The 19,531-nt window shown below is 63.8% G+C and carries 16 protein-coding genes; 1 reads left to right on the forward strand and 15 read right to left on the reverse strand.

The annotated features are described in order from the left end of the window. Positions 1-12: 12 nt before the first annotated feature. The 11 genes from AX724_RS03760 to AX724_RS03810 all read right to left on the reverse strand — a co-directional run bounded on the left by AX724_RS03760 (position 13) and on the right by AX724_RS03810 (position 14,555). Positions 13-1,785: a GMC family oxidoreductase gene (locus AX724_RS03760; protein ID WP_066763705.1), complete on the reverse strand. Its 1,773-nt coding sequence runs from the start codon at positions 1,783-1,785 to the stop codon at positions 13-15. After that, on the reverse strand, positions 1,785-2,531 hold the full coding sequence (locus tag AX724_RS03765) for a gluconate 2-dehydrogenase subunit 3 family protein (RefSeq protein WP_066763707.1): 747 nt from the start codon (positions 2,529-2,531) through the stop codon (positions 1,785-1,787). Before AX724_RS03765 ends, AX724_RS03760 begins: the two co-directional genes overlap by 1 nt. After that, on the reverse strand, positions 2,528-3,850 hold the full coding sequence (locus AX724_RS03770) for an MFS transporter (RefSeq protein ID WP_066763709.1): 1,323 nt from the start codon (positions 3,848-3,850) through the stop codon (positions 2,528-2,530). Before AX724_RS03770 ends, AX724_RS03765 begins: the two co-directional genes overlap by 4 nt. Next, positions 3,847-5,229, reverse strand: a complete 1,383-nt coding sequence (locus AX724_RS03775; RefSeq protein ID WP_066763711.1) for an amidohydrolase family protein — start codon at positions 5,227-5,229, stop codon at positions 3,847-3,849. The genes AX724_RS03770 and AX724_RS03775 overlap by 4 nt, the downstream gene beginning before the upstream one ends. A gap of 113 nt (positions 5,230-5,342) precedes the next feature. Further along, positions 5,343-5,993 carry a GntR family transcriptional regulator gene (locus AX724_RS03780; RefSeq protein ID WP_156447988.1) on the reverse strand — a complete coding sequence of 217 codons (651 nt, stop codon included), beginning with the start codon at positions 5,991-5,993 and terminating at the stop codon, positions 5,343-5,345. A 261-nt stretch (positions 5,994-6,254) separates the two neighbouring features. After that, positions 6,255-8,759 (reverse strand): DNA ligase D, encoded by a 2,505-nt coding sequence (ligD, locus tag AX724_RS03785; RefSeq protein WP_066763714.1) that lies wholly within the window; start codon positions 8,757-8,759, stop codon positions 6,255-6,257. Positions 8,760-8,823: 64 nt separating this feature from the next. Then, the gene (ku, locus tag AX724_RS03790) at positions 8,824-9,714 is read right to left on the reverse strand and encodes a non-homologous end joining protein Ku (RefSeq protein WP_066763715.1); all 891 of its coding nucleotides are present in this window, start codon (positions 9,712-9,714) and stop codon (positions 8,824-8,826) included. Positions 9,715-9,771: 57 nt separating this feature from the next. Then, positions 9,772-10,656, reverse strand: coding sequence for a 3-hydroxyisobutyrate dehydrogenase (mmsB, locus tag AX724_RS03795; protein ID WP_066763716.1), 885 nt, complete (start codon positions 10,654-10,656; stop codon positions 9,772-9,774). Positions 10,657-10,781: 125 nt separating this feature from the next. Further along, a complete protein-coding gene (locus AX724_RS03800) occupies positions 10,782-11,840 on the reverse strand; it encodes an enoyl-CoA hydratase/isomerase family protein (protein WP_066763718.1) in 1,059 nt (352 codons plus the stop codon). Next, complete coding sequence (locus tag AX724_RS03805; protein ID WP_066763721.1) at positions 11,837-12,979, reverse strand: acyl-CoA dehydrogenase family protein; 1,143 nt, start codon at positions 12,977-12,979, stop codon at positions 11,837-11,839. Before AX724_RS03805 ends, AX724_RS03800 begins: the two co-directional genes overlap by 4 nt. Positions 12,980-13,055: 76 nt before the next feature. Next, the gene (locus AX724_RS03810; RefSeq protein WP_066763723.1) at positions 13,056-14,555 is read right to left on the reverse strand and encodes a CoA-acylating methylmalonate-semialdehyde dehydrogenase; all 1,500 of its coding nucleotides are present in this window, start codon (positions 14,553-14,555) and stop codon (positions 13,056-13,058) included. Positions 14,556-14,660: 105 nt separating this feature from the next. Between AX724_RS03810 and AX724_RS03815 the strand changes: the two genes are divergently transcribed. After that, entirely contained in the window at positions 14,661-15,539 is an 879-nt protein-coding gene (locus AX724_RS03815) for a LysR family transcriptional regulator (protein WP_066763771.1), read from the forward strand. A gap of 2 nt (positions 15,540-15,541) precedes the next feature. Here the strand turns inward: AX724_RS03815 and AX724_RS03820 are convergent, their stop codons facing one another. The 4 genes from AX724_RS03820 to AX724_RS03835 all read right to left on the reverse strand — a co-directional run bounded on the left by AX724_RS03820 (position 15,542) and on the right by AX724_RS03835 (position 19,527). After that, on the reverse strand, positions 15,542-16,120 hold the full coding sequence (locus tag AX724_RS03820) for a TetR/AcrR family transcriptional regulator (RefSeq protein WP_066763725.1): 579 nt from the start codon (positions 16,118-16,120) through the stop codon (positions 15,542-15,544). 34 nt (positions 16,121-16,154) lie between these two features. Next, positions 16,155-16,997: an HpcH/HpaI aldolase/citrate lyase family protein gene (locus AX724_RS03825; protein WP_066763726.1), complete on the reverse strand. Its 843-nt coding sequence runs from the start codon at positions 16,995-16,997 to the stop codon at positions 16,155-16,157. Continuing rightward, entirely contained in the window at positions 16,994-17,446 is a 453-nt protein-coding gene (locus AX724_RS03830; RefSeq protein WP_066763730.1) for a MaoC family dehydratase, read from the reverse strand. The genes AX724_RS03825 and AX724_RS03830 overlap by 4 nt, the downstream gene beginning before the upstream one ends. A 131-nt stretch (positions 17,447-17,577) precedes the next feature. Then, entirely contained in the window at positions 17,578-19,527 is a 1,950-nt protein-coding gene (locus AX724_RS03835; RefSeq protein WP_066763731.1) for an acetyl/propionyl/methylcrotonyl-CoA carboxylase subunit alpha, read from the reverse strand. Between the last annotated feature and the right edge of the window lie 4 nt (positions 19,528-19,531).

Genomic DNA, 19,531 nt, shown 5'->3' on the forward strand with positions numbered 1-19,531 from the left:
CGCGCACGATGTTCAAACCAGGGCGCCGGGGCGCTTGAGATATTTCTTGGTGATGGCGTCCGCCGCCCAGAATGCGAGGGCTCCGACCGGGCCCGTGGGATTGCGCCCGGCATTCTGGGGGAACACGCAGGAGCCGAGCACGAACAGGTTCGGCACGTCCCAGGACTGGCAATATTTGTTGAGAGCGCTGGTCTTGGGATCGTCACCAAACACCACACCGCCGGTATTGTGCGTGGTCTGGTAGAAACCGCTGTTGAAATGGCCGAAGCTGCGCGGCATCCCGGCTCCGCCTTCCTTGCGGCCAGTGATCTCCTCGGCGATCCGTTGGCAGACAGCGCTGTGGGCCGCCATCAGCTTCTGCTCATTGGGCTGCCAGTCGAAGGTCAGGCGCAGCATCGGCCGGCCGAACGCGTCCCGGTAAGTGGGGTCGAGATCGAAATAATTCTGCCGATAGCTCATCACCGCGCCCTGATGGCTGACACCGGCGACATGATGATAGGCATCGACCATCGCTTTCTTCCATCCCTTGCCCCACCGGGGCTGGCCGGGCATCGTGGGATGATAGGTCAACGGGTCGCCGCTGTTGCTGCCGATGCTGATGCCACCGCCGCCGATATAGCCCGCCTTGGCGAAGTCATAATTGTCGCCGTTGAAATCGTCGATCCAGCTGCCAAGTGCGCCCGATCCCATGAAGGGGTTGGTGAACGTATTGCTGTCCAGCAACAGCCGCGCGCCGCCACCGCCCTGAAAGGCGTAATTGCGGCCGATGACGCCCGTATTGGTCTTGGGATCATAAGGCTGGCCGATGCCCGAATGGAGCATCAGGTGGACGTTCCCGGTGACGAAAGCGCCCAGAATGACAAGATCGGCGGGCTGTTCGATCTCACGGCCGCGTGCATCGACATAGGTGACGCCGGTCGCGCGCTTGCCGTCGGAATCCAGATTGATCTTCACCACCGTGGCATTGGTGCGAAGCTGGAAATTGGGGTTCTTGCGCGCCAGCGGCAGCATCAGGAAATGCGGGCTGGCCTTGGCATTGGCTTCGCAGCCATAGGCCGTGCAATGGCCGCAATAATGGCACTGGCCAAGCGCGATCCCATCGGGATTGACATAGTCCTGCGAACAATTGGCCGTTGGGATCGGGAATGGATGATAGCCAAGATTGGCCGTCGCCTTGTCGAACAGCGTCATGACATGCGACGCCGTCATAGGCGGCGTGGGATATTCATTCTGGCGGGGCGCTTCGAACGGATTGCCTCCGGCGACCTGGCGCCCCTTTATGTTACCGGCCTTGCCCGATATGCCGCACACTTTCTCGAACCGGTCATAATAGGGTTCAAGCTCGTCATAGGAGACGGGCCAGTCCTGAAGGTTCATGTCCTGCGGAATAATGTTCTTTCCATATTTGCCGATCGTGCCGGAGCGCATCTTGTGCTCCCATTCCGACCAGCGCCAGGTAAGCCCTGACCAGTGCGCGCCCGATCCGCCGACATTGGTGCCGGGCCAGTAGAAACCGTGTTGCCGGATCGGCAAGGCCACCTGATCCATGCTGTTCCTGAAGGTGATGGTTTCCTGTGACAGGTCCTGCACCATGTGGAGCCGGCGACTATATTTGAGCGCGTCATGCGCCTGGGGGCCCGCGAAATCGGGGACGGTGTCCTGCGGCCGGCCGCGTTCGAACATCACCACCTTGAGCCCGGTGGGCGCCAGTTCCTTGGCAACGATGCCACCGGTCCAGCCCGACCCGACGATCACGACGTCAACAGGAGGGAGCTTCGTCGCCATCAACTAAGATCCTGGATCGAAAGGGGTACGTCGACGCGATACGGACGGTTGCGCCATTCGGCGATCTTGTCCGCGTACATTTCACCCACGCCCGGATAGCCCAGCATCTTCCACGACGCTTTTCCGCGGTTGCCGCCATAGATCGGGTCCGCGAAGAAGCCGTCCATCGCCAGCTGGAAGAGCGTGTTGAAAAAGGTGCGGGTCGGCACGCTCGGCAGCTCGATCTTGCCGGCCTCAAGCATCGTCACAAATGCGATGCGGTCGGCCTCTTCAAGCGTATCGAAGCTGGCCCCGCCCTTGCTGGCGCGCAGATGATCGTTCACATCGGCGATGCCGACCCGCACGAGCTGGTTGGGGGTCAATTTCAGCTGATAGCCCTGCTCGGGCGTCCCCTCCTGGAACGGCCCCTGCAGATACATGCGATCGCCATTGCCCCAGCCGCTGTCCAGTTGGCGGTCGATGAAGATGGCGACGCCCAGGTCCGTCCCCTTCGCGCTCAAGTCATCCTGCGGGATCAGCGTATCGACAAAGGCTTCGACAAAGGCTGCCTCGTCGGGATTGAGGAAGATATAGCCGGGCGACACCGCGCCATCGGCAGGCTGCGCCGCATTCGCCGCTGGCATGGCCATCTGGTGCCCGGCATGCGTTTCCTGAGCCGCGGCGGCGAACGGCGCGGCGGCCATGCCGACGCCAAAGCCTGCCAGTTTCAGCAGGGTGCGCCGATCGGTTTCGGGCTTTTCCGTCATGTCCGCTGCTCCTGCCCGTCCCGCAACGTGCGCGAGGCGTCGATGCGCAGGAACAGCCCCGCTGCGATCAGGCACAGGACGGATAGGACCGCGAACGCCGCGAACCAGCCGCTCATCGTGACGATATAGCCGGTGACCGCCGCAGCGACCGCCGCGCCGCTGTTGCCCAGCGTGTTCATCACGGCCGAAACGGAGCCGGCATATTCGCCGCCGATGTCGAGCGTGACCGCCCATGATACGCCGACGGTCAGCTCAAGCCCGAACAGCGCGAAGCAGAAACAGATGATGCTGGCCACATGCCCGTCCATAGCGGCGGCCAGCGGGATCATGACGGCGGCCGTGAGGAAGCCGACAATGGCGACGCTGCGCCGCGCCATCTTCAACCCCGCGCCGCGCTTCACCAGAAGATCGGATGCCCAGCCACCCAGCAGGTCGCCGATCACGCCGGCCATCAACGGCATGCTGGCGAACAGTCCCATCAGCGCGATGTCGAACCCGCGGGCATCGTGCAGATATTTGGGAAACCAGGTCAGGAAGATGTTGATGCAATAGGCATAGCAAAAATACATCGCCGACAGCACCCAAAGCTGGGAATTCCCTAGCAAATGGCGCCACGGCACGCTCGTCCGGGCGCGCCCTGCGCCAAGAGCGCCTTCGATCATCTCCAGTTCGGCTTGGTTGACCGACGCGTGTTCGCGCGGCGTGTCGCGATAATAATAGAACCACAGCGCCGCCCAGGCGACACCGACGAGCGCGAACACCATGAAGGGCATGCGCCAGCCGAACTGCACGATCAGAAGTGCCACGAACACCGGAGTCACCGCCCCCCCGAGGCGCGCGCCCGCATGGGTGACGCCTTGCGCCCAGCCACGCTCCGACGGCAGCATCCAGCGGGACAGAGAACGCGTGGCGATGGGAAAAGCGCCGGCCTCGCCCATGCCGAACAGGAAGCGGCACACCATCATCGATCCAGCCGACCACGTCATCGCTGTCGCCGCCGTGAAGGTCGACCACCACAGCACCACCCCCGTGAGCGCCCGGCGGGGGCCAAAGCGATCGCCCAGCCAGCCACCGGGGATCTGGAACAGGGCATAGGCGATGGAGAAGGACGCGAATATCCAGCCCATGGTCACGGGCGAGAAGCCATATTCCTCCTCAATCACCGGCGCGGCCGTCGCGATGACGACGCGGTCCATATAGGTGATGAGATAGGCCAGCACCGTCAGCCAGAGAACGACGTGGCGCGCCCGGGTTGGGCGCATAGCCGCTGTCACTGACGCGGCTTGCTGATCGGGCAGTGCCGTTGCCTCTCCGGTCACGGACGCCCCTCACACGCGGACGCCGCCCGGCCCTTGCAGGTCTGCCAGATCGTGGGAACCTTTGTCCCGCTGATATAGACCGAACTGATGGCCCGTGTGTTGCGGATGTCCCTGGTCGGGTCGCGGTCCAGCACCAGCAGGTCGGCCCATTTCCCCGGTGCGACCGTACCAATGTCCTTGGCGCCCATGAATTCGGCATTTGCGCTTGTCGCCGCGGTCAGCGCCTGCATCGGCGTAATGCCGGCCTTCACCATCAATTCCAGTTCCCAATGCGCGAAATAGCCGGGGAAGCGTGCGGTCGGGCCACTGTCCGTACCCATGCCATAGCGGATGCCGGCCTTCACCTCGCGCCCGAAATTGTCCGACGCCTGTTTCAGCGCGGCCGCATATTTGGGGAAGTTGGGCGCCGCGCCTAACTTAGCCGCGCGCTCCGGGCTCTTGAGCTCGGCCAGCACCGCCGGGGTCACGCCACGCGAAAAGAAGGGATCGTCGAGGAAGGGCAGTGTCTTATAGATGAAGGATGCCTCACGGCTTAGCGTCGCGGCCATCTGCCACACGCCCTTCGCCTTCATCTGGCCAATCAAGGCGTCGTCCACTCCGCGATCGCGCACCGAATGGGCAAAGCCATTCACGCCTTCGCGCGTCAATTCAGCAGCATTGTCATAATAGAAGATGTGCGCGACCGTCTTCTTGCCGTCCTTGCGCGCCTGATCGATGACGGCGGTGCTGATCGACGGCGGCATCCGCTCGTCCAGCATGCCGAATTCGTCATCGACCCATAATTTGATGAGGTCCGCGCCCTTGGATGCCTGAGCGTCCACCATCGTGCGCGCTTCATCCGGTGTCGCCACCGACTGGTCCAGCCCAGGCACGCCTCCATAGCTGCCCTTGAACACGACGCCCTGCCCCACGGTATAGACGCGGGGATTGGATGTCCGCCCCTTGCGCTGCTGCTGGATGGGGAAGATCAGATCCTGCTCGGTGCCCAGCGCCTGGACGGTCGTCACACCATAAGCGGCATAGGTCTTGAGCTGGTCCTCGATATTGGCCGTGGTTTGATATTTGAGATCCTGGGTGATGCCGTTGACCAGACCAAGATGGACATGACTGTCGATCAGGCCGGGCATCAAATACTTGCCCGCCAGTTTTTCAACCTTGGCCCCTGCTGGTGCCTTCAGCTTGCCGACCGGGCCGACCCAACTGATCTTGCCGTCCGTCATGACAAGCGCCTGGTTGGCCATGGGCGCGCGACCGGTGCCGTCGATCAGCGTGAAGTCGCGCAACACGAAAGTTTCGGCCAGCGCTGAACCCGACAGGCCTGCCAGCATCGCCGCCGCAAAGCAGCCTAAAGAAAATCCGGTCTTCCCTGAAACGCGCATACCCGTCCTCTCCAGACCTGTTTCATATCATATATGATCCGGCGAGATTGTGGTAAGTGGTGCCAGCAGGCGCGTCAAGGGCCTTCATCTTGATTTGCGACAGTTCAGCCGCTTCAGTCGCGGCGGGTACCAGTCGCGTGATCCATCCGCCGTTGCGAACAGCTGAGATGGTCGCGAACCGAATGTTCGGCCGCCACAGGATCGTGCGCCAGCAAGGCGGCGATGATGAGCTGATGCTCGCGCGCCGCGATCTCGGGCGCGTTGGGCTGGGCGCTATGCTGATACAGGGATCGGAAAATCTGGAGATGAGCATGGAGCCGTTCGATCGTTTCCTCGATCAGCCGGTTGCCGCTTCCCTTGGCTATTAGTCTGTGTAATTGCGCATCCGCTTCGGCGAAGCGAGCGTAAGCCTGCTCGTTTCGCTCCACCACGGCATCCATGTCTGCCTGGATGTTTTGGAGAATCGAAAGGGTTTCCTCGTCCATATGCTCGGCTGCCCGCGCCGCGGCATAGGGTTCGATCAACAGGCGGAGGGTGTAGAGGTCGTGCACCTCTTCCGGCGTCATCTGCGGACTGGCGCGATAGCCGACATTGGTCGTCTTATAGACCAGCTTTTCCGCTTCAAGCTGGCTCAAAGCCTCGCGTATCGGGGTTTGGGAGATGCCCAGTTGACGCGCGACCGTATCGATTGGAATCCGCTCCCCCGGCGCGATCTTCACCGTCATCAGCATGGACAGGAGATGCTCGTACGCGCGCTCGACCAACGTCGGCGCGGTTCGGCCGGGAACCTCCGTGGCAGGGAGAGACTGAGCTATAATCCTGAGTTCTGACATGCTGGCTGCTTAAATGGTAACGAAGGAAACATATAGGATATTTTCTAATCTACAACGCAGATCATAAAATAGTATAAGTCGTACAAATAAACCAGCGTCAAGGATGTGCCGCTCATCAGGCAGGTTGACTCCCCCTTGTCACGGCAATGGAATCGGCATCGGGCGCTTCAAGCAAAGTCCTTTTCCAGGCTGTTAGAGGTCGGGCAGAGTTTGCGCGGCAAATCCCCACCCCTTGAGCGACGCGGCCCGATCCAGCAGCGTGGCTGCATCGTTGATGGCGTAGGGATGCGCATCCGCAATCCCGTCCAGTTCGTCCCAGTCAATGGGAATGGCGACAGGCGCACCCGGCCGGGCACGGGCTGAGTAGGGCAGTACTGCGGTGCTGCCGCGCTGGTTGCGCAGCCAGTCGATGAAAATGCGGTCCTTGCGCTTGGCTTTGCTCATGGTCGCGACGAACCGGTCCGGCTCCGCAGTGCTGAGCGCTTGCGCGAAGCGGGACGCGAAATCCTTTTGGACGTTCCAGTCATGGCCAGGGGTCAAAGGCACCACGACATGAACGCCTTTTCCGCCCGAGAGCATGGCAAAGGAAATCAGTCCCAGATCGGACAAGCGCGCGCGGATGTCCTGCGCCGCGTCCTTCACCCGGCCGAAATCCATGCCCTCGTCAGGATCAAGGTCGAAAATCATGCGATCGGGCTTCTCTACCGCGCCTGCACGGCTGCCCCAGCCATGAAATTCTATCGTGCCCATCTGAACACAGGCGAGCAGCCCTTCCACATCGTCGATATAAATATAATCCTCCGCGCCGCCATCCTTCTCCCGAATGGGCACCTGATGCACCGCCTTGCCGAAGGCGCCGCTGTCATGCTTCTGAAAGAAGCATTTCTTGGCGCGCCCCTGCGGACAGCGGACCAGGCTGACGGGCCGGTGGGCGGCGAAGGGCAGCATCAGTGGCGCGACCGCAGCATAATAGTCGGCAAGTTCGCCCTTCGTCTGGCCGCTTTCAGGGAAAATAACGCGGTCGCGATTGCTGATCTTCACGACCTTGCGCGGCTCAGGCGTGGGGACGGGCCGCTCGGGCTTGACCTCGGCGGCTTTCTTGTCGCGGCGCAGCCCCTGGAAGCTGGCATGGCGGACGCGGCCCTCCGCGGTAAATTCGGCGAAGGCAATTTCGGCGACGAGCACGGGTTCGAGCCAGGTCGCTCCGCGGGCTTCAGCGCGCGGGACATCGGCGGGCGCCTTCGTCGTGGCGAGTGGTCGCATCGCCTGGTCCAGTTGCACCATCATGTCAGCGTCGAAACCCGTCCCGACCTTCCCCTTGTAGATGAGGGTCTTGCCTTCATACTGGGCAAGGAGGAGGGAGCGGAAGGGGCGTCCGCGCGCCGTGCTGCCGACGCGGCCGATCACGACGAATTCCTGCCGCCGGATGCATTTCACCTTCACCCAGTTCTTTGTCCGGCCGGCACGATAGGGCGCATCGATGCGCTTGGCGATGATGCCCTCCTGCCCCGCCGCACAGAGGGACTGATAGAGCTTCTCCCCAGCGCCGATGATATGATCCGAGATGCGGATCGGCGGCTCCGCCCGTCCGAGCAGAGCTTCCAGCCGCTCCTTGCGCTCGATCTGGGGGAGCGGCTTCATGTCCGTGCCGTCCAGGGCCAGCAGATCGAAGGCGAAGAACTGAAAGGGCGTGTCGTCCCTTTGCGCGCCGTGGCCTCGCTTCAGCACCTCCTGCAACGCCGAAAAGCTGGGGTTGCCATCCGCGCCGAATGCCACGATCTCCCCGTCGATCAGCGCGGGCGGCAGGTCGAGCGCGGCAATCGCACGAACGAGCGGGCCGAACTTGTCCGTCCAGTCGAGCCCGTTGCGCGTGGACACGCGCACCTTCTCGCCAGCGACCGCGATCAGCGCGCGATAACCATCGAACTTGATCTCGTGCAGCCACTCATTGCCGGCGGGCACTGCATCCACCAGCGTCGCCAATTGGGGCAAGGAGACAGCGGGCAGCTTTCCGGCGGACCGGCGGGCCTTCCGGACGACCTTCGCATTATGGTCGCGGGCGGCCTGCATCTTCTGGCCAAAGGCCTTGCCTTTGGCGCCCTTCAACGATTGCGCCCCGGTCTTGTCGGCGGCGATCTCCGCCATGGACCGGCCGGTCAGCACGCTGGTAAGCGCGCGTTCGACCAATATGTCCCCTTCTCCCGCCTGTGCATCGTCAATCTTGCGGAGCAGCCAGTTGTCGCGTTTCTCGCCGGGACGGCGCTTCATGCGGACGAGCAGCCACTCCCCCTTCATCCGCTCGCCGTCGAGCGTGAAGTGAAGATGGCCATCCTTGAGGTCCGCCGCGCTTTTGCCCTCGATCGGCGCCCAGGTGCCCCGGTCCCACAGCATCACCGTGCCGCCGCCATACTCGCCTTGCGGGATGATCCCTTCAAAATCGCCGTAGCTGAGCGGATGGTCTTCGGTCTGGACCGCCAGCCTCTTGTCGCCAGGGTCGATGCTTGGTCCCTTGGTCACCGCCCAGCTTTTGAGCACCCCGTCCACTTCGAGCCTGAAGTCCCAGTGCAGGCGCGTCGCATCATGTTTCTGGACCACGAAGCTGTTGCCGCCCGTTCCGGCGACCTCCCCCTTCGGCTCGCGGGTGCGGGTGAAGTCGCGCTTGGCGTTATAGGCGTCGAGCGGGCTTTTGGCGGGCATCAGGGTCGCTCCCCGGGAACGCGCCACCGATCCCCCGCCAGCGATACAGGGTTGGGCGCCATGGTCAGGCGCTCTTGCGCTTGGCCGCGGCGCGAGGCTTGGCGGAGGACTTGGCTGGGGATTTTGCAGCTGCCTTGCGCGCGGGCTTCCTGGCCGGCGCGGACTTGCTCCCCTCCCCCACAGACTTTTTCAGCGCCGCCATGAGGTCGATGACGTTGCTGCCCCGGGCGGCGGGTTCCTCGACATCCTCGATGATGCGCTTGCCCTTCGCCTTCTTCTTCTTTTCGATAAGCCGCTGGAGCGCATCGACATAGCGGTCGTGAAATTCCTCGGGATGAAAGGGCGCCGTCTTCTTGTCGATGATGGCGGTGGCAAGGTCGAGCAGGTCGGGGTCGGCCTTCTGGTCGGGGATGGTGCTGAAATATTTCTGCGCGCGCGTGACTTCATCGGCGTAGCGCAATACTTCGAGGATGAGGCCGCGCCCACAGGGCTTTAAGGATACCAGTTGCTCTCGCCCGCGCACCGACAATTGGCCAAGGCCCACCTTGCGCGTGGCGCGCAACGCGTCGCGCAACACGGCATAGGCTTCCTCCGCCAGATCGTCTGCCGGGAGCACGAAGTAGGGCTTCTCATAATAAAGGACATCGATCGCGTCCGCTTCGACGAACTGGACGAGATCGAGCGTCTTGCGGCTCTCGATCTTGACGGCCTCGATCTCCTCATCCTCCAGCAGGACATAATTGCCCTTGGAGATTTCAAAGCCCTTGAGGATGTCGTCGCGATCGACCGGGCCGACGCCAGGCGCGACTTTTTCGTACCGGATGCGCTGACCGCTGGGTTCATGGATCTGATGAAAGGAAATCGCCGCCCCCGACCGCGTCGCGGGGTAGATTTCGACCGGGATGGACACGAGCGCCAGCCGGATCTGGCCTTGCCAATATGCGCGAGCAGCCATGGGAACCTCCGCCCGGTTCAGCGTCCGGCGCGGGCGGAAGTTCCTTGCAAGGGAGGATCAGGCCCCCTGAAGCAGCTTTATCATCAGGGAAAAGTCGCGTCCGCCTTCGCCCCGGTTGGCAAGCAGTTGGTAGAGCGCCTCGGCGGCATTGCCCATGGGCACGCTGGCGCCGGCCTGCGCGGCGGCCTGGGTCGCGAGTTTCAAGTCCTTGAGCATCAACGCGACGGCGAACCCGCCCTGATAGTCATTGTCGGACGGGCTTTGCGGACCGACGCCCGGAACCGGGCAGTAACTGGTCATGGACCAGCTCTGGCCCGAGGAGACGCTGGAAATATCGTAGAAGGTCTGCGGATCGAGGCCAAGCTTATCCGCCATGGCAAAGGCTTCGCAGGTGGCGACCATGGTCGCGCCGAGCAGCATGTTGTTGCAGATCTTCGCCGCCTGCCCGTTGCCGGCCGCGCCGGCATGGATCACCGCCTTGCCCATGGCGGACAGGATCGGCCTGGCGCGCGCGAACGCCTGCTCGGACCCACCGGCCATGAAGGTGAGCGTACCGCCGGCGGCGGCCGCGATGCCGCCGGAGACGGGCGCATCGACCATGGCAAAGCCCTTCTCTTCGGCCGCCTCGATCACGCGCCGGGCGGTAGCGACATCGATGGTGGAGCAATCGAGGAAGAGCGTGCCGGCCGCCGCCGCACCGAAGACGGCGTCGCGATAGACGGATTCGACATGCGTCCCGGCCGGCAACATCGTCACGACGGCATCGGCGCCGACTACCGCGTCCGCAGCGCTGGTGCAGGCGGTCGCCCCCGCCGACGCCGCCTGGCGCAGCGCATCGGCCGACAGATCGAAGGCCCGGACGGCATACCCGTTTTTGAGCAGGTTGGCGGCCATCCCGCCTCCCATATTGCCGAGACCGATGAAACCGATGGTGGATGACATGTCAGGGGTCCTCTTCCGCTTAGCTTCGCATATTTCCCGTAGATTTTGACATTTTGTTGCTCACCGCTGATCTTATCGAAAAGCAGCGCGCCCATTATCGTCAACGCCCGCCCGATAGGACAGGATCAGCCAGCGCCCGACAATTCCGGCAGCGGCGTCCAGCGATCCGGCCGCGGCGCGAAGAGGGCGTCAAGCATCGCGTCGCTCACCGCCTCCAGCGTCGCGGGCTGCCATTTCGGGCTATTATCCTTGTCCATGATGACGGCACGGACACCTTCCACGAAATCGGGACGGCGGATGACGGCGCGAGCCAGATCATATTCCATCGCCATATCGTCGGCAAAGCTGGTCAAGCCGGCACCGAGAGCCAGTTGCCGCAGGGACACCTTGACGGTCTGGGGGGATTTGGCGGCGAGCGTTTCGAGTTGCTGCCGCGCCCATGGGCCGGCATCCGCGTCGAGGGCGGCGACGATCTCCTCCGCCCGGTCGGAGGCGAACAGCCGGTCGATGTCGTCGCGGTGATCGGCCAATTTGGAGGCCGGGGGCGGCACCGCATTTTCATCCAATATGTCACCGATGCCCAGCGGATCGGCAAGGATGCGGGCCTTTACCGCATCCAGCCGTTCGGACGGAAGATATTGGGTCGCGATGCCCGCCGCCACGCAGTCCGCGCCGTCGATGCGCGCGCCGGTGGCGGCCAGCCATGCACCCACCCGGCCGGGCAGCCTTGGCAGGAACCAGCCACCGCCGACATCGGGGAAAAGGCCGATACCGGTTTCGGGCATGGCGAAGATCGTCCGATCCGTCGCAACCCGGAAGCGCGCCGGCATGGAAAGGCCCACGCCGCCCCCCATGACGATGCCGTCGATGAACGCGACGATCGGCTTTGCATAGACGAACAGAAGATGGTTCATCCGATATTCGGCGTGGAAGAAGGCTTCGGCCTCGACGCAGTCGGTTTTCGCGCTGGCGGCAATCATGGCAATGTCGCCGCCGGCGCAGAAACCTCTTCCTTCCGCATGGTCGATCATGACCGCGACGACGGCGTCGTCATCGGCCCAGGCCAGCAGCGCAGCTACGATCGCCTCGCACATCGGCAAGGTCAGCGCGTGGAGCGCCTTGGGACGGTTGAGGCGGATGCGGCCGACGCCGTTCTCCACGAATGTAAGGACATCCCCGCTCATTGGCGCAACATGTCCCGTGCGATGATCATGCGCATGACCTGATTGGTTCCTTCCAGGATCGAATGGACGCGCAGATCGCGCCAGAAACGTTCGATGGGATAATCCATCAGATAGCCGTAGCCGCCATGCAGTTGCAGCGCGCGGTCCACCACCGACGATCCGGTGTCGGTGGCCAGACGCTTGGCCATGGCGGCGAAGCGGGTCTTGTCGGGCGCGTTTTCCGTGACCTTGACCGCGGCGGCATAGAGCAGGATCCGCGCCGCCTCCAATTCGGTCTGCATGTCGGCGAGCATGAACTGGGTGTTCTGGAAATCGGCGATGGCCTGACCGAACTGTTTGCGGTCCTTGGTATATGCGACCGTTTCGTCGATGCAGCGCTGGGCGCCGCCGAGCGAGCAGGCACCAATATTGAGCCGGCCGCCATCAAGGCCCATCATGGCGATGCGGAAGCCTTCGCCTTCCCCGCCAACCCGGTTGGAGACCGGGACGCGCACGGCATCGAAATTCACCTGCGCGGTAGGCTGGCTGTGCCAGCCGAGCTTGCGTTCCTGCGCGCCGAAGCTGACGCCGGGCATGTCCTTTTCAATGACGAGGCAGCTGATGCCCTTGGGCCCGTCTTCCCCGGTGCGGACCATCACGACATAGATTTCATTCTCGCCGCCGCCCGAGATGAATTGCTTGGAGCCGGTGACGACATACTGGTCGCCATCGCGAACCGCCCGCGTCTTGAGCGCTGCCGCGTCGGAGCCCGATCCGGCTTCGGTCAGGCAATAGCTGCCGATCCGCTCCATCGAGATCATGGAAGGGAGATATTTGTCCTTGAGCGCCTGATCACCGAAACGGTCGATCATCCAGGCGGCCATGTTGTGAATGGAGATGAAGGCGCTGGTGGAAGGGCAGCCATAGGCCATTGCTTCCATGATGAGCGCGGCTTCCAGCCGGCCCAGGCCAATGCCGCCGGACGCCTCCGACACATAGATGCCGCCAAAACCCAGTTCGGCCGCCGCGCGGATCGTGTCGCGGGGGAAGATATGCTTTTCGTCCCATTCGGCGGCGAAGGGCGTGATGGCGTCGGCGGTGAAGCGCTGCGCCATCTCCTGAATGGCGCGCTGGTCTTCGGTCAGGTCGAACTGGGTCATGGCTTGTCCATTTACGAGTTGTCGCCATGCCGGACCCTGCCCGGCATGGCGACCACGAATAGGCCTATTTGGCCGCTTAGCCCATGGTCGGAATGACGAAGGCGTTGGCCGCGTCACCCACTCCGCCGTCCGGCCAGCGCTGGGTGATTGTCTTGACCTTCGTCCAGAACTTCACGCCCTCCATGCCATGCTGGTTGGTGTCGCCGAAAGCCGAACGCTTCCAGCCGCCAAATGTGTGGTAGGCGACCGGCACCGGGATCGGCACGTTGATGCCGACCATGCCGACATTGACGCGGGCGGCGAATTCGCGGGCGGCGTGACCGTTGCGGGTGAAGATGGCGACGCCATTGCCATATTGGTGCTGGCTTGGCAGCGCGAGCGCTTCTTCAAAGCTGTCCGCGCGCACCATCTGGAGCACGGGGCCGAATATCTCTTCCTGATAGGTGCGCATGCTCGGCTTCACATGGTCGAACAGCGTCGGGCCCACGAAGAAGCCTTCCTCATGCCCCTGGAGCGTGAAGCCGCGGCCGTCGACCACCAGTTCCGCGCCCTCGTCGACGCCCATCTGGATATAGTTTTCGATCTTGGCCTTATGCGCGGCGGTGACGACCGGGCCATAATGGGCGTCGGGATCGGTGGAGACGCCGACGCGCAGGGCCTGGATCGCCGGGATGAGCTTTTCGCGCAGGGCGACGGCGGTCTTTTCACCGACCGGCGTCACGACCGGCAACGCCATGCAGCGCTCGCCCGCCGAGCCGAAGGCCGCGCCCGACAGGTCGTTGACCACCTGGTCGAGATCGGCATCGGGCATGACGATGCCGTGATTCTTCGCGCCGCCCATCGCCTGCACGCGCTTGCCGTTATCGACGCCGCGCTTGTAGACATAATGGGCGATATCGGAGGAGCCGACGAAGCTGATCGCGCCGATGTCCGGATGGTCGAGGATGGCGTCGACCATTTCCTTGTCGCCCTGCACCACCTGCAGGATACCTTCGGGCAGGCCGGCTTCCAGGAACAGTTCGCACAGGCGGACGGGGACGGAGGGGTCGCGTTCCGACGGCTTCATGATGAAGGCGTTGCCGGTCGCGATCGCCACGCCCGACATCCACAGCGGGATCATGCCGGGGAAGTTGAAGGGGGTGATGCCCGCGCCAATGCCGATCGGCTGGCGGAAGGAATAGACGTCGATGCCCGGCCCGGCGCCCTGCGTATATTCGCCCTTCAGCACATGGGGGATGCCGCAGCAGAATTCGATGACCTCAAGGCCCCGCTGGATGTCGCCCTTCGCGTCAGCGATCACCTTGCCATGTTCGGAGCTGAGCAAATGCGCCAGCTCGTCCATATTCTTCTCGACCAGCGCCTTGAAGGCGAACATCACGCGGGCGCGGCGCTGCGGATTGACGGCGGCCCAGGCGGGCTGCGCCTTCTTCGCGGCGTCCACCGCGCGGTCGAGAAGAGCGGCGTCGCCCAGCGCCACGCGTGCCTGCACCGCCCCGCTGTTGGGATCGAACACATCGGCATGGCGGGAGGCCGATCCGTCGTACGGGAAAGCGAGCTTGTGAGAAATGTCGCGCATAGATTGAGGCCTCTCCGATACTTTCATCCACCTTTAGCCACCGCGTAATTGCATTCAACTGCTCATTTGTGCATGAACGCTATGCAATTCTGCAGGGCCATGGCGATGTTCGACTGGGACGATCTGCGCATATTCCTCACCGTGGCGCGAACACGAAGAGTGGCCCCCGCGGCGCGGTCGCTGGGGATCGACGCAACCACCATCGCGCGCCGGCTCAATCGGCTGAGCGACGCGCTGGACGCGCAGTTGTTCGAGCAGGTCGGCGGCGAGCGCATCCTGACCCAGCATGGCCTGGCGCTGATGGAACATGCCGAACAGGCCGAAGGGGCGGCGATGGCGGCGATGGCGGAAGTGCGCGGAGAAAGGCACAGCCTGAACGGCCATGTGCGGCTGTCCGTCGCGGAAGGCTTTGGAACCTGGATTCTTGCGCCGGCCCTGGGCCGCTTCCATGCCGACCATCCCGGCATAAGGCTGGATCTCATCACGGCCTCCGGCTTCCTCAACCCTTCCAAGCGCGAGGCGGACATGGCCGTCATGCTGGCGCGTCCGCAGCGCGGCGACCTGCACGTCCAGAAGCTCGCCGATTATCGGCTGCATCTTTATGCCAGCCACGCCTATGTGGAGGCGCGCGGCGCGCCCGCGGATGCGGAAAATCTCCGCCGTCACGCGCTGGTCGGCTATGTGCCCGAATTCCTCTTCTCCCCGGAACTCGACTATCTCGACGAAGTGCATGCCGGACTGGAAGCCTCGCTCCGGTCGAGCAGCATCGGTATCCAGCGCCGGATGGTGGCGGAGGGCGCCGGCATCGGCGTGCTGCCCGACTTCATTGCCGGCGGAGGCGATGAGCTGGTGCGCATCCTGCCGGAACAGGTCGAAATCCGCCGGAGCTTCTGGCTGGTGACGCACAGCGACCTGATCAAGCTCGCGCGGATCGCCGCGGTATCCGCCATGCTCCGCGCCCGGGCGGCGGAGGTGCTGGGATAGCCTCAGCCGTGGCGGAAGATAGAGACGATCTGCGCGGCGATCTGCGGGACGGACAGCCGGCCGGGCCGATACCAGTCCACCGCCGAATTAAGCTGGGACAGGAGCAGCGTGCGATAGATCGACCGGTCGATGTGCGATGGCAGAGGCAATGCATCGACCAGGGCGCGGAACATATCCTCGAATCGGTCGCGGCGGGCGATCAGTTGCACGCGCACAGGGTCCGACACCGCGCGGAAATCGTTCATCATCGGCATGGTCAGCGAATCCGGCGCAAGCTGAATGTCGAGCAGGGTGGCGCAGGCCGCTTCCAGGCGTGCCCATGGCTCAGCGTGCGCGGCGACGGCCGTTTCGATCCGCACCTGCGCCGCGTCGAGCGCCGCGTCGTGCAATTCCACGAACAAGGCGTCCTTCGACTTGATATGGTGATAGAGCGAGCCGCCAAGCACGCCCGCCTGTTCACCGATGTCGCGCATCGACGTGCCGCCATAGCCCTTGCGCGCGAACAGGCGGGCGGCGATCTCCAATATCTCACGGCGGCGGCTGGAACCGTCATCGGCTTGCGGTCTGGCGGCGTTGCTCATCGCCCATGCCGGTAGCACAGGGATGGCGCCAAGATCACCTGCTTCGTGCCGCCTGCGCGACGACGCGCTGGGCCTGCAGCAGATGGGGGCGGTCGATCATGCGGCCATCGAGCTTCAGCGCGCCGGCTTCGGGGTGGGCGGCGAAGGCATCAATCACGGCACGGGCATGGGCGACTTCGATGTCGGTGGGCGTGAAGCCTGCATTGATGATCGCCACCTGCGCCGGGTGGATGGCCATCATCGCGGTAAAGGCGTCTCGGCGGGCGCGGGCGACATAGGCCGTGAGCGCTTGCGCGTCGTCGATGCCGGGGAAGACGGTTTCGATCGCAGGCGCACTTGCCGCATGGGCCGCGAAGAGGGTCAGGCTGCGCACCATCTCATAGGGCGGGGTGTAGCGGCCGTCCTGTTCCCGCGATGCCGTCGCGCCGATGGCGGCGGGCAAATCCTCCGCTCCCCAGGTGAGGCCGGCGAGATGGGCGGCGACTTCGCCATAGCTGCCAAGCTGGAAGATCGCGGCAGGGGTTTCGGTGGCGATGGGCAGGATGGGTGGCGGGTCGCCGCCGCACAGGGCAAGGAGCGCGCGGACGCTCGCCGCGCCTTGCGCCTTGGGAAGGACGAGGCCGTCGGGCCTGGCGGACAGGATAGCGGCGAGATCGGCCTCGACAAGGCCGCTGTCGAGCGGATTGACACGGACGAAGGCGGGGACAGCGCGCTCCTGCGCCAGCCAGTCGGCGATCGCCGCGCGACCCTCTGCCTTGCGGTCGGGCGCAACGCTGTCTTCCAGGTCGAGGATCAGCGCGTCCGCGCCGCTGGCCGCCGCCTTCGCGAAACGGTCGGGCCGGTCGGCGGGGACAAAAAGCAGCGAGCGCAGGCTCATGCGTCGGACCGCTTGAGCAGCGCGGTGCGCAGGCATTGGCAGACGATCTGGTCACGCTGGTTGAGCAGCCGATGCATGAAGGTGACGATGCCGGCGGTGGGCCGCGACTTGCTGGGCTTGAGATCGGTGACTTCGGTTTCGCAGCGGAGCGTGTCACCGATGAAGACGGGCGCCGGCATGACCAGTTTGTCATAGCCGAGATTGGCGACGAGCGTGCCCAGGGTGGTGTCACCGACCGACAGGCCGACCATCAACGCGAAGGTGAAAGTGCCGTTGACGAGGATTTGCCCGAACTCGCTCGCCCGCGCCGCTTCCGCGTCGATGTGCAGCGGCTGGGGATTGTGGGTCATGGTCGAGAAGAGGAGATTGTCCGTCTCCGTCACGGTGCGGCGGATGTCGTGGGCGATCGTGTCGCCGATCCGCCACTGGTCGAAATATCTGCCTGCCACTGTCCTGTCCTCTTAACTTCGCATATTTCCCGCAGAATTTGACATTTCATGTCGGGGAAGCGACATTTTCGTTCCTATCTCTCTGCGGCCGGCACGGTGATAATATTTCCGCCGCCGCTCGATAGGACAGGCTAGTCCACCTTCTCGATCTTCGCCAGCAGCGCGCCTTCGCTGACCTGCCCGCCTTCGGCCGCGTTCAGTTCCGCCACCACGCCGTCAAAAGGCGCGACGAGGCTGTGCTCCATCTTCATCGCTTCGAGGGTGAGGAGCTTCTGGCCCTTGGCGACGGCATCCCCCTGCCCCACCGTCACCGCGATGATGCGGCCCGGCATGGGCGAGACAATCGCGCCGTCGGACGCCGCGCCGGTGGCTGATCCGCGTTGGGCCGCCAGTTCGAACTTCCACGTCTGACCCTGCATCGCCGCGAAGATGGAGTCCCCGTTGGGGGTGAGTGAAAACCAGTCGTCATGTTGCAATGTCTGCGCTGCGTCGCGAGGGCCGCCCAAAGCTGCTTCATAGACGGCCTTTCGGTCCATCAGGCGAACTATGCCCTGTGCCGGCGCGTTAAGGCGGAAACCGGTCAACTCTCCGGGAAGGCGATCGTCGACAAGTGCGTCAGCTACGAGGCCAAGCAGGGATTGTGACGGATTGAGATCAAAGACGACATCTTCGCCTAGTTGCTCGATCAGCCCCGTATGAACCGCACCTGAGGTGAAGCTGGGATTAACCAGCAAGGCATGAAGGAAAGTCGCATTTGTCGTTACCGGCCACGCTTCGACACGCCGGACCAGATTGGACAGGCCACGCGCCGCTTCTCGCCGATCGTTCGCGTGCCAGATCAGTTTGGCGATCATGGGGTCGTAATAGGCTGAAATCTCGCTTCCCTGCTCTACGCCGGTTTCGATGCGCGGATGGCCGGTATAGTCGAGCGTTTCCAGACTGCCTGTCGATGGCGCTATATATCGGTAGGGACCAAGCGCGCGCGGAATGGTGAAATGCTCCAGCCGCCCGGTGCTCGGCAGGAAGCCCTTGGTCGGGTCTTCGGCGTAGAGGCGGGCTTCGATCGCGTGGCCGTTGATCGACAGTTCATACTGTTTCCTGGGCAGCGGCTCGCCCGATGCGACGCGCAGTTGCCATTCGACGAGATCGACGCCGGTGATTTCCTCGGTCACCGGATGTTCGACCTGAAGCCGCGTGTTCATTTCCATGAACCAGATGCGGTCGGCGCGGAGCCCTTCGGAGCCGTCGGCGATGAACTCGATCGTGCCCGCACCGACATAATCGACCGCCTTCGCCGCATTGACCGCAGCGGTGCAGACGGCGGCGCGGGTCGCCTCGTCCATGCCCGGCGCTGGCGCTTCCTCGATCACCTTCTGATGGCGGCGCTGGAGCGAGCAGTCGCGCTCGAACAGGTGGACGATATTGCCATGGGTGTCGCCGAACACCTGCACCTCGATATGGCGCGGGTTGGTGATGTATTTTTCGAGCAGCACGACCTCGTTGCCGAAGCTCGACGCCGCCTCGCGCCGGCAGGAGGCGAGCGCCTCGGCGAAGTCCTCCGCTGCATCGACCTTGCGCATCCCCTTGCCGCCGCCGCCCGCGACCGCCTTGATGAGGATGGGATAGCCGATGGCGTCGGCTTCGGCCTTGAGCCGCGCCTCGCTCTGGTCCTCGCCCAGATAGCCGGGGGTCGTGGGGACGCCGGCTTGCTTCATCAGTTTCTTGGCGGCGTCCTTGAGACCCATGGCGCGGATGCTGTCGGGACGCGGGCCGACCCAGATCAGGCCGGCGTCGATCACCGCCTGTGCGAAGTCGGCATTTTCGGAGAGGAAGCCGTAACCGGGATGGATGGCCTGCGCGCTGGTCGCCTTCGCGGCGGCGATGATCTTGTCGCCAACGAGATAGGATTCGCGCGCCGGGGACGGGCCGATATGCACCGCCTCGTCGGCGGAGCGGACATGAAGCGCCTTAGCGTCGGCATCCGAATAGACGGCAACGGTGCGGATGCCGAGCGCCCGCGCGGTGCGGATGATGCGGCAGGCGATCTCGCCCCGATTGGCGATGAGGAGGGAAGTGATCATAGCC

Origin of the sequence: Sphingobium sp. CCH11-B1 (genome assembly GCF_001556865.1) — a bacterium.
In the GTDB taxonomy this organism is placed as follows: domain Bacteria; phylum Pseudomonadota; class Alphaproteobacteria; order Sphingomonadales; family Sphingomonadaceae; genus Sphingobium.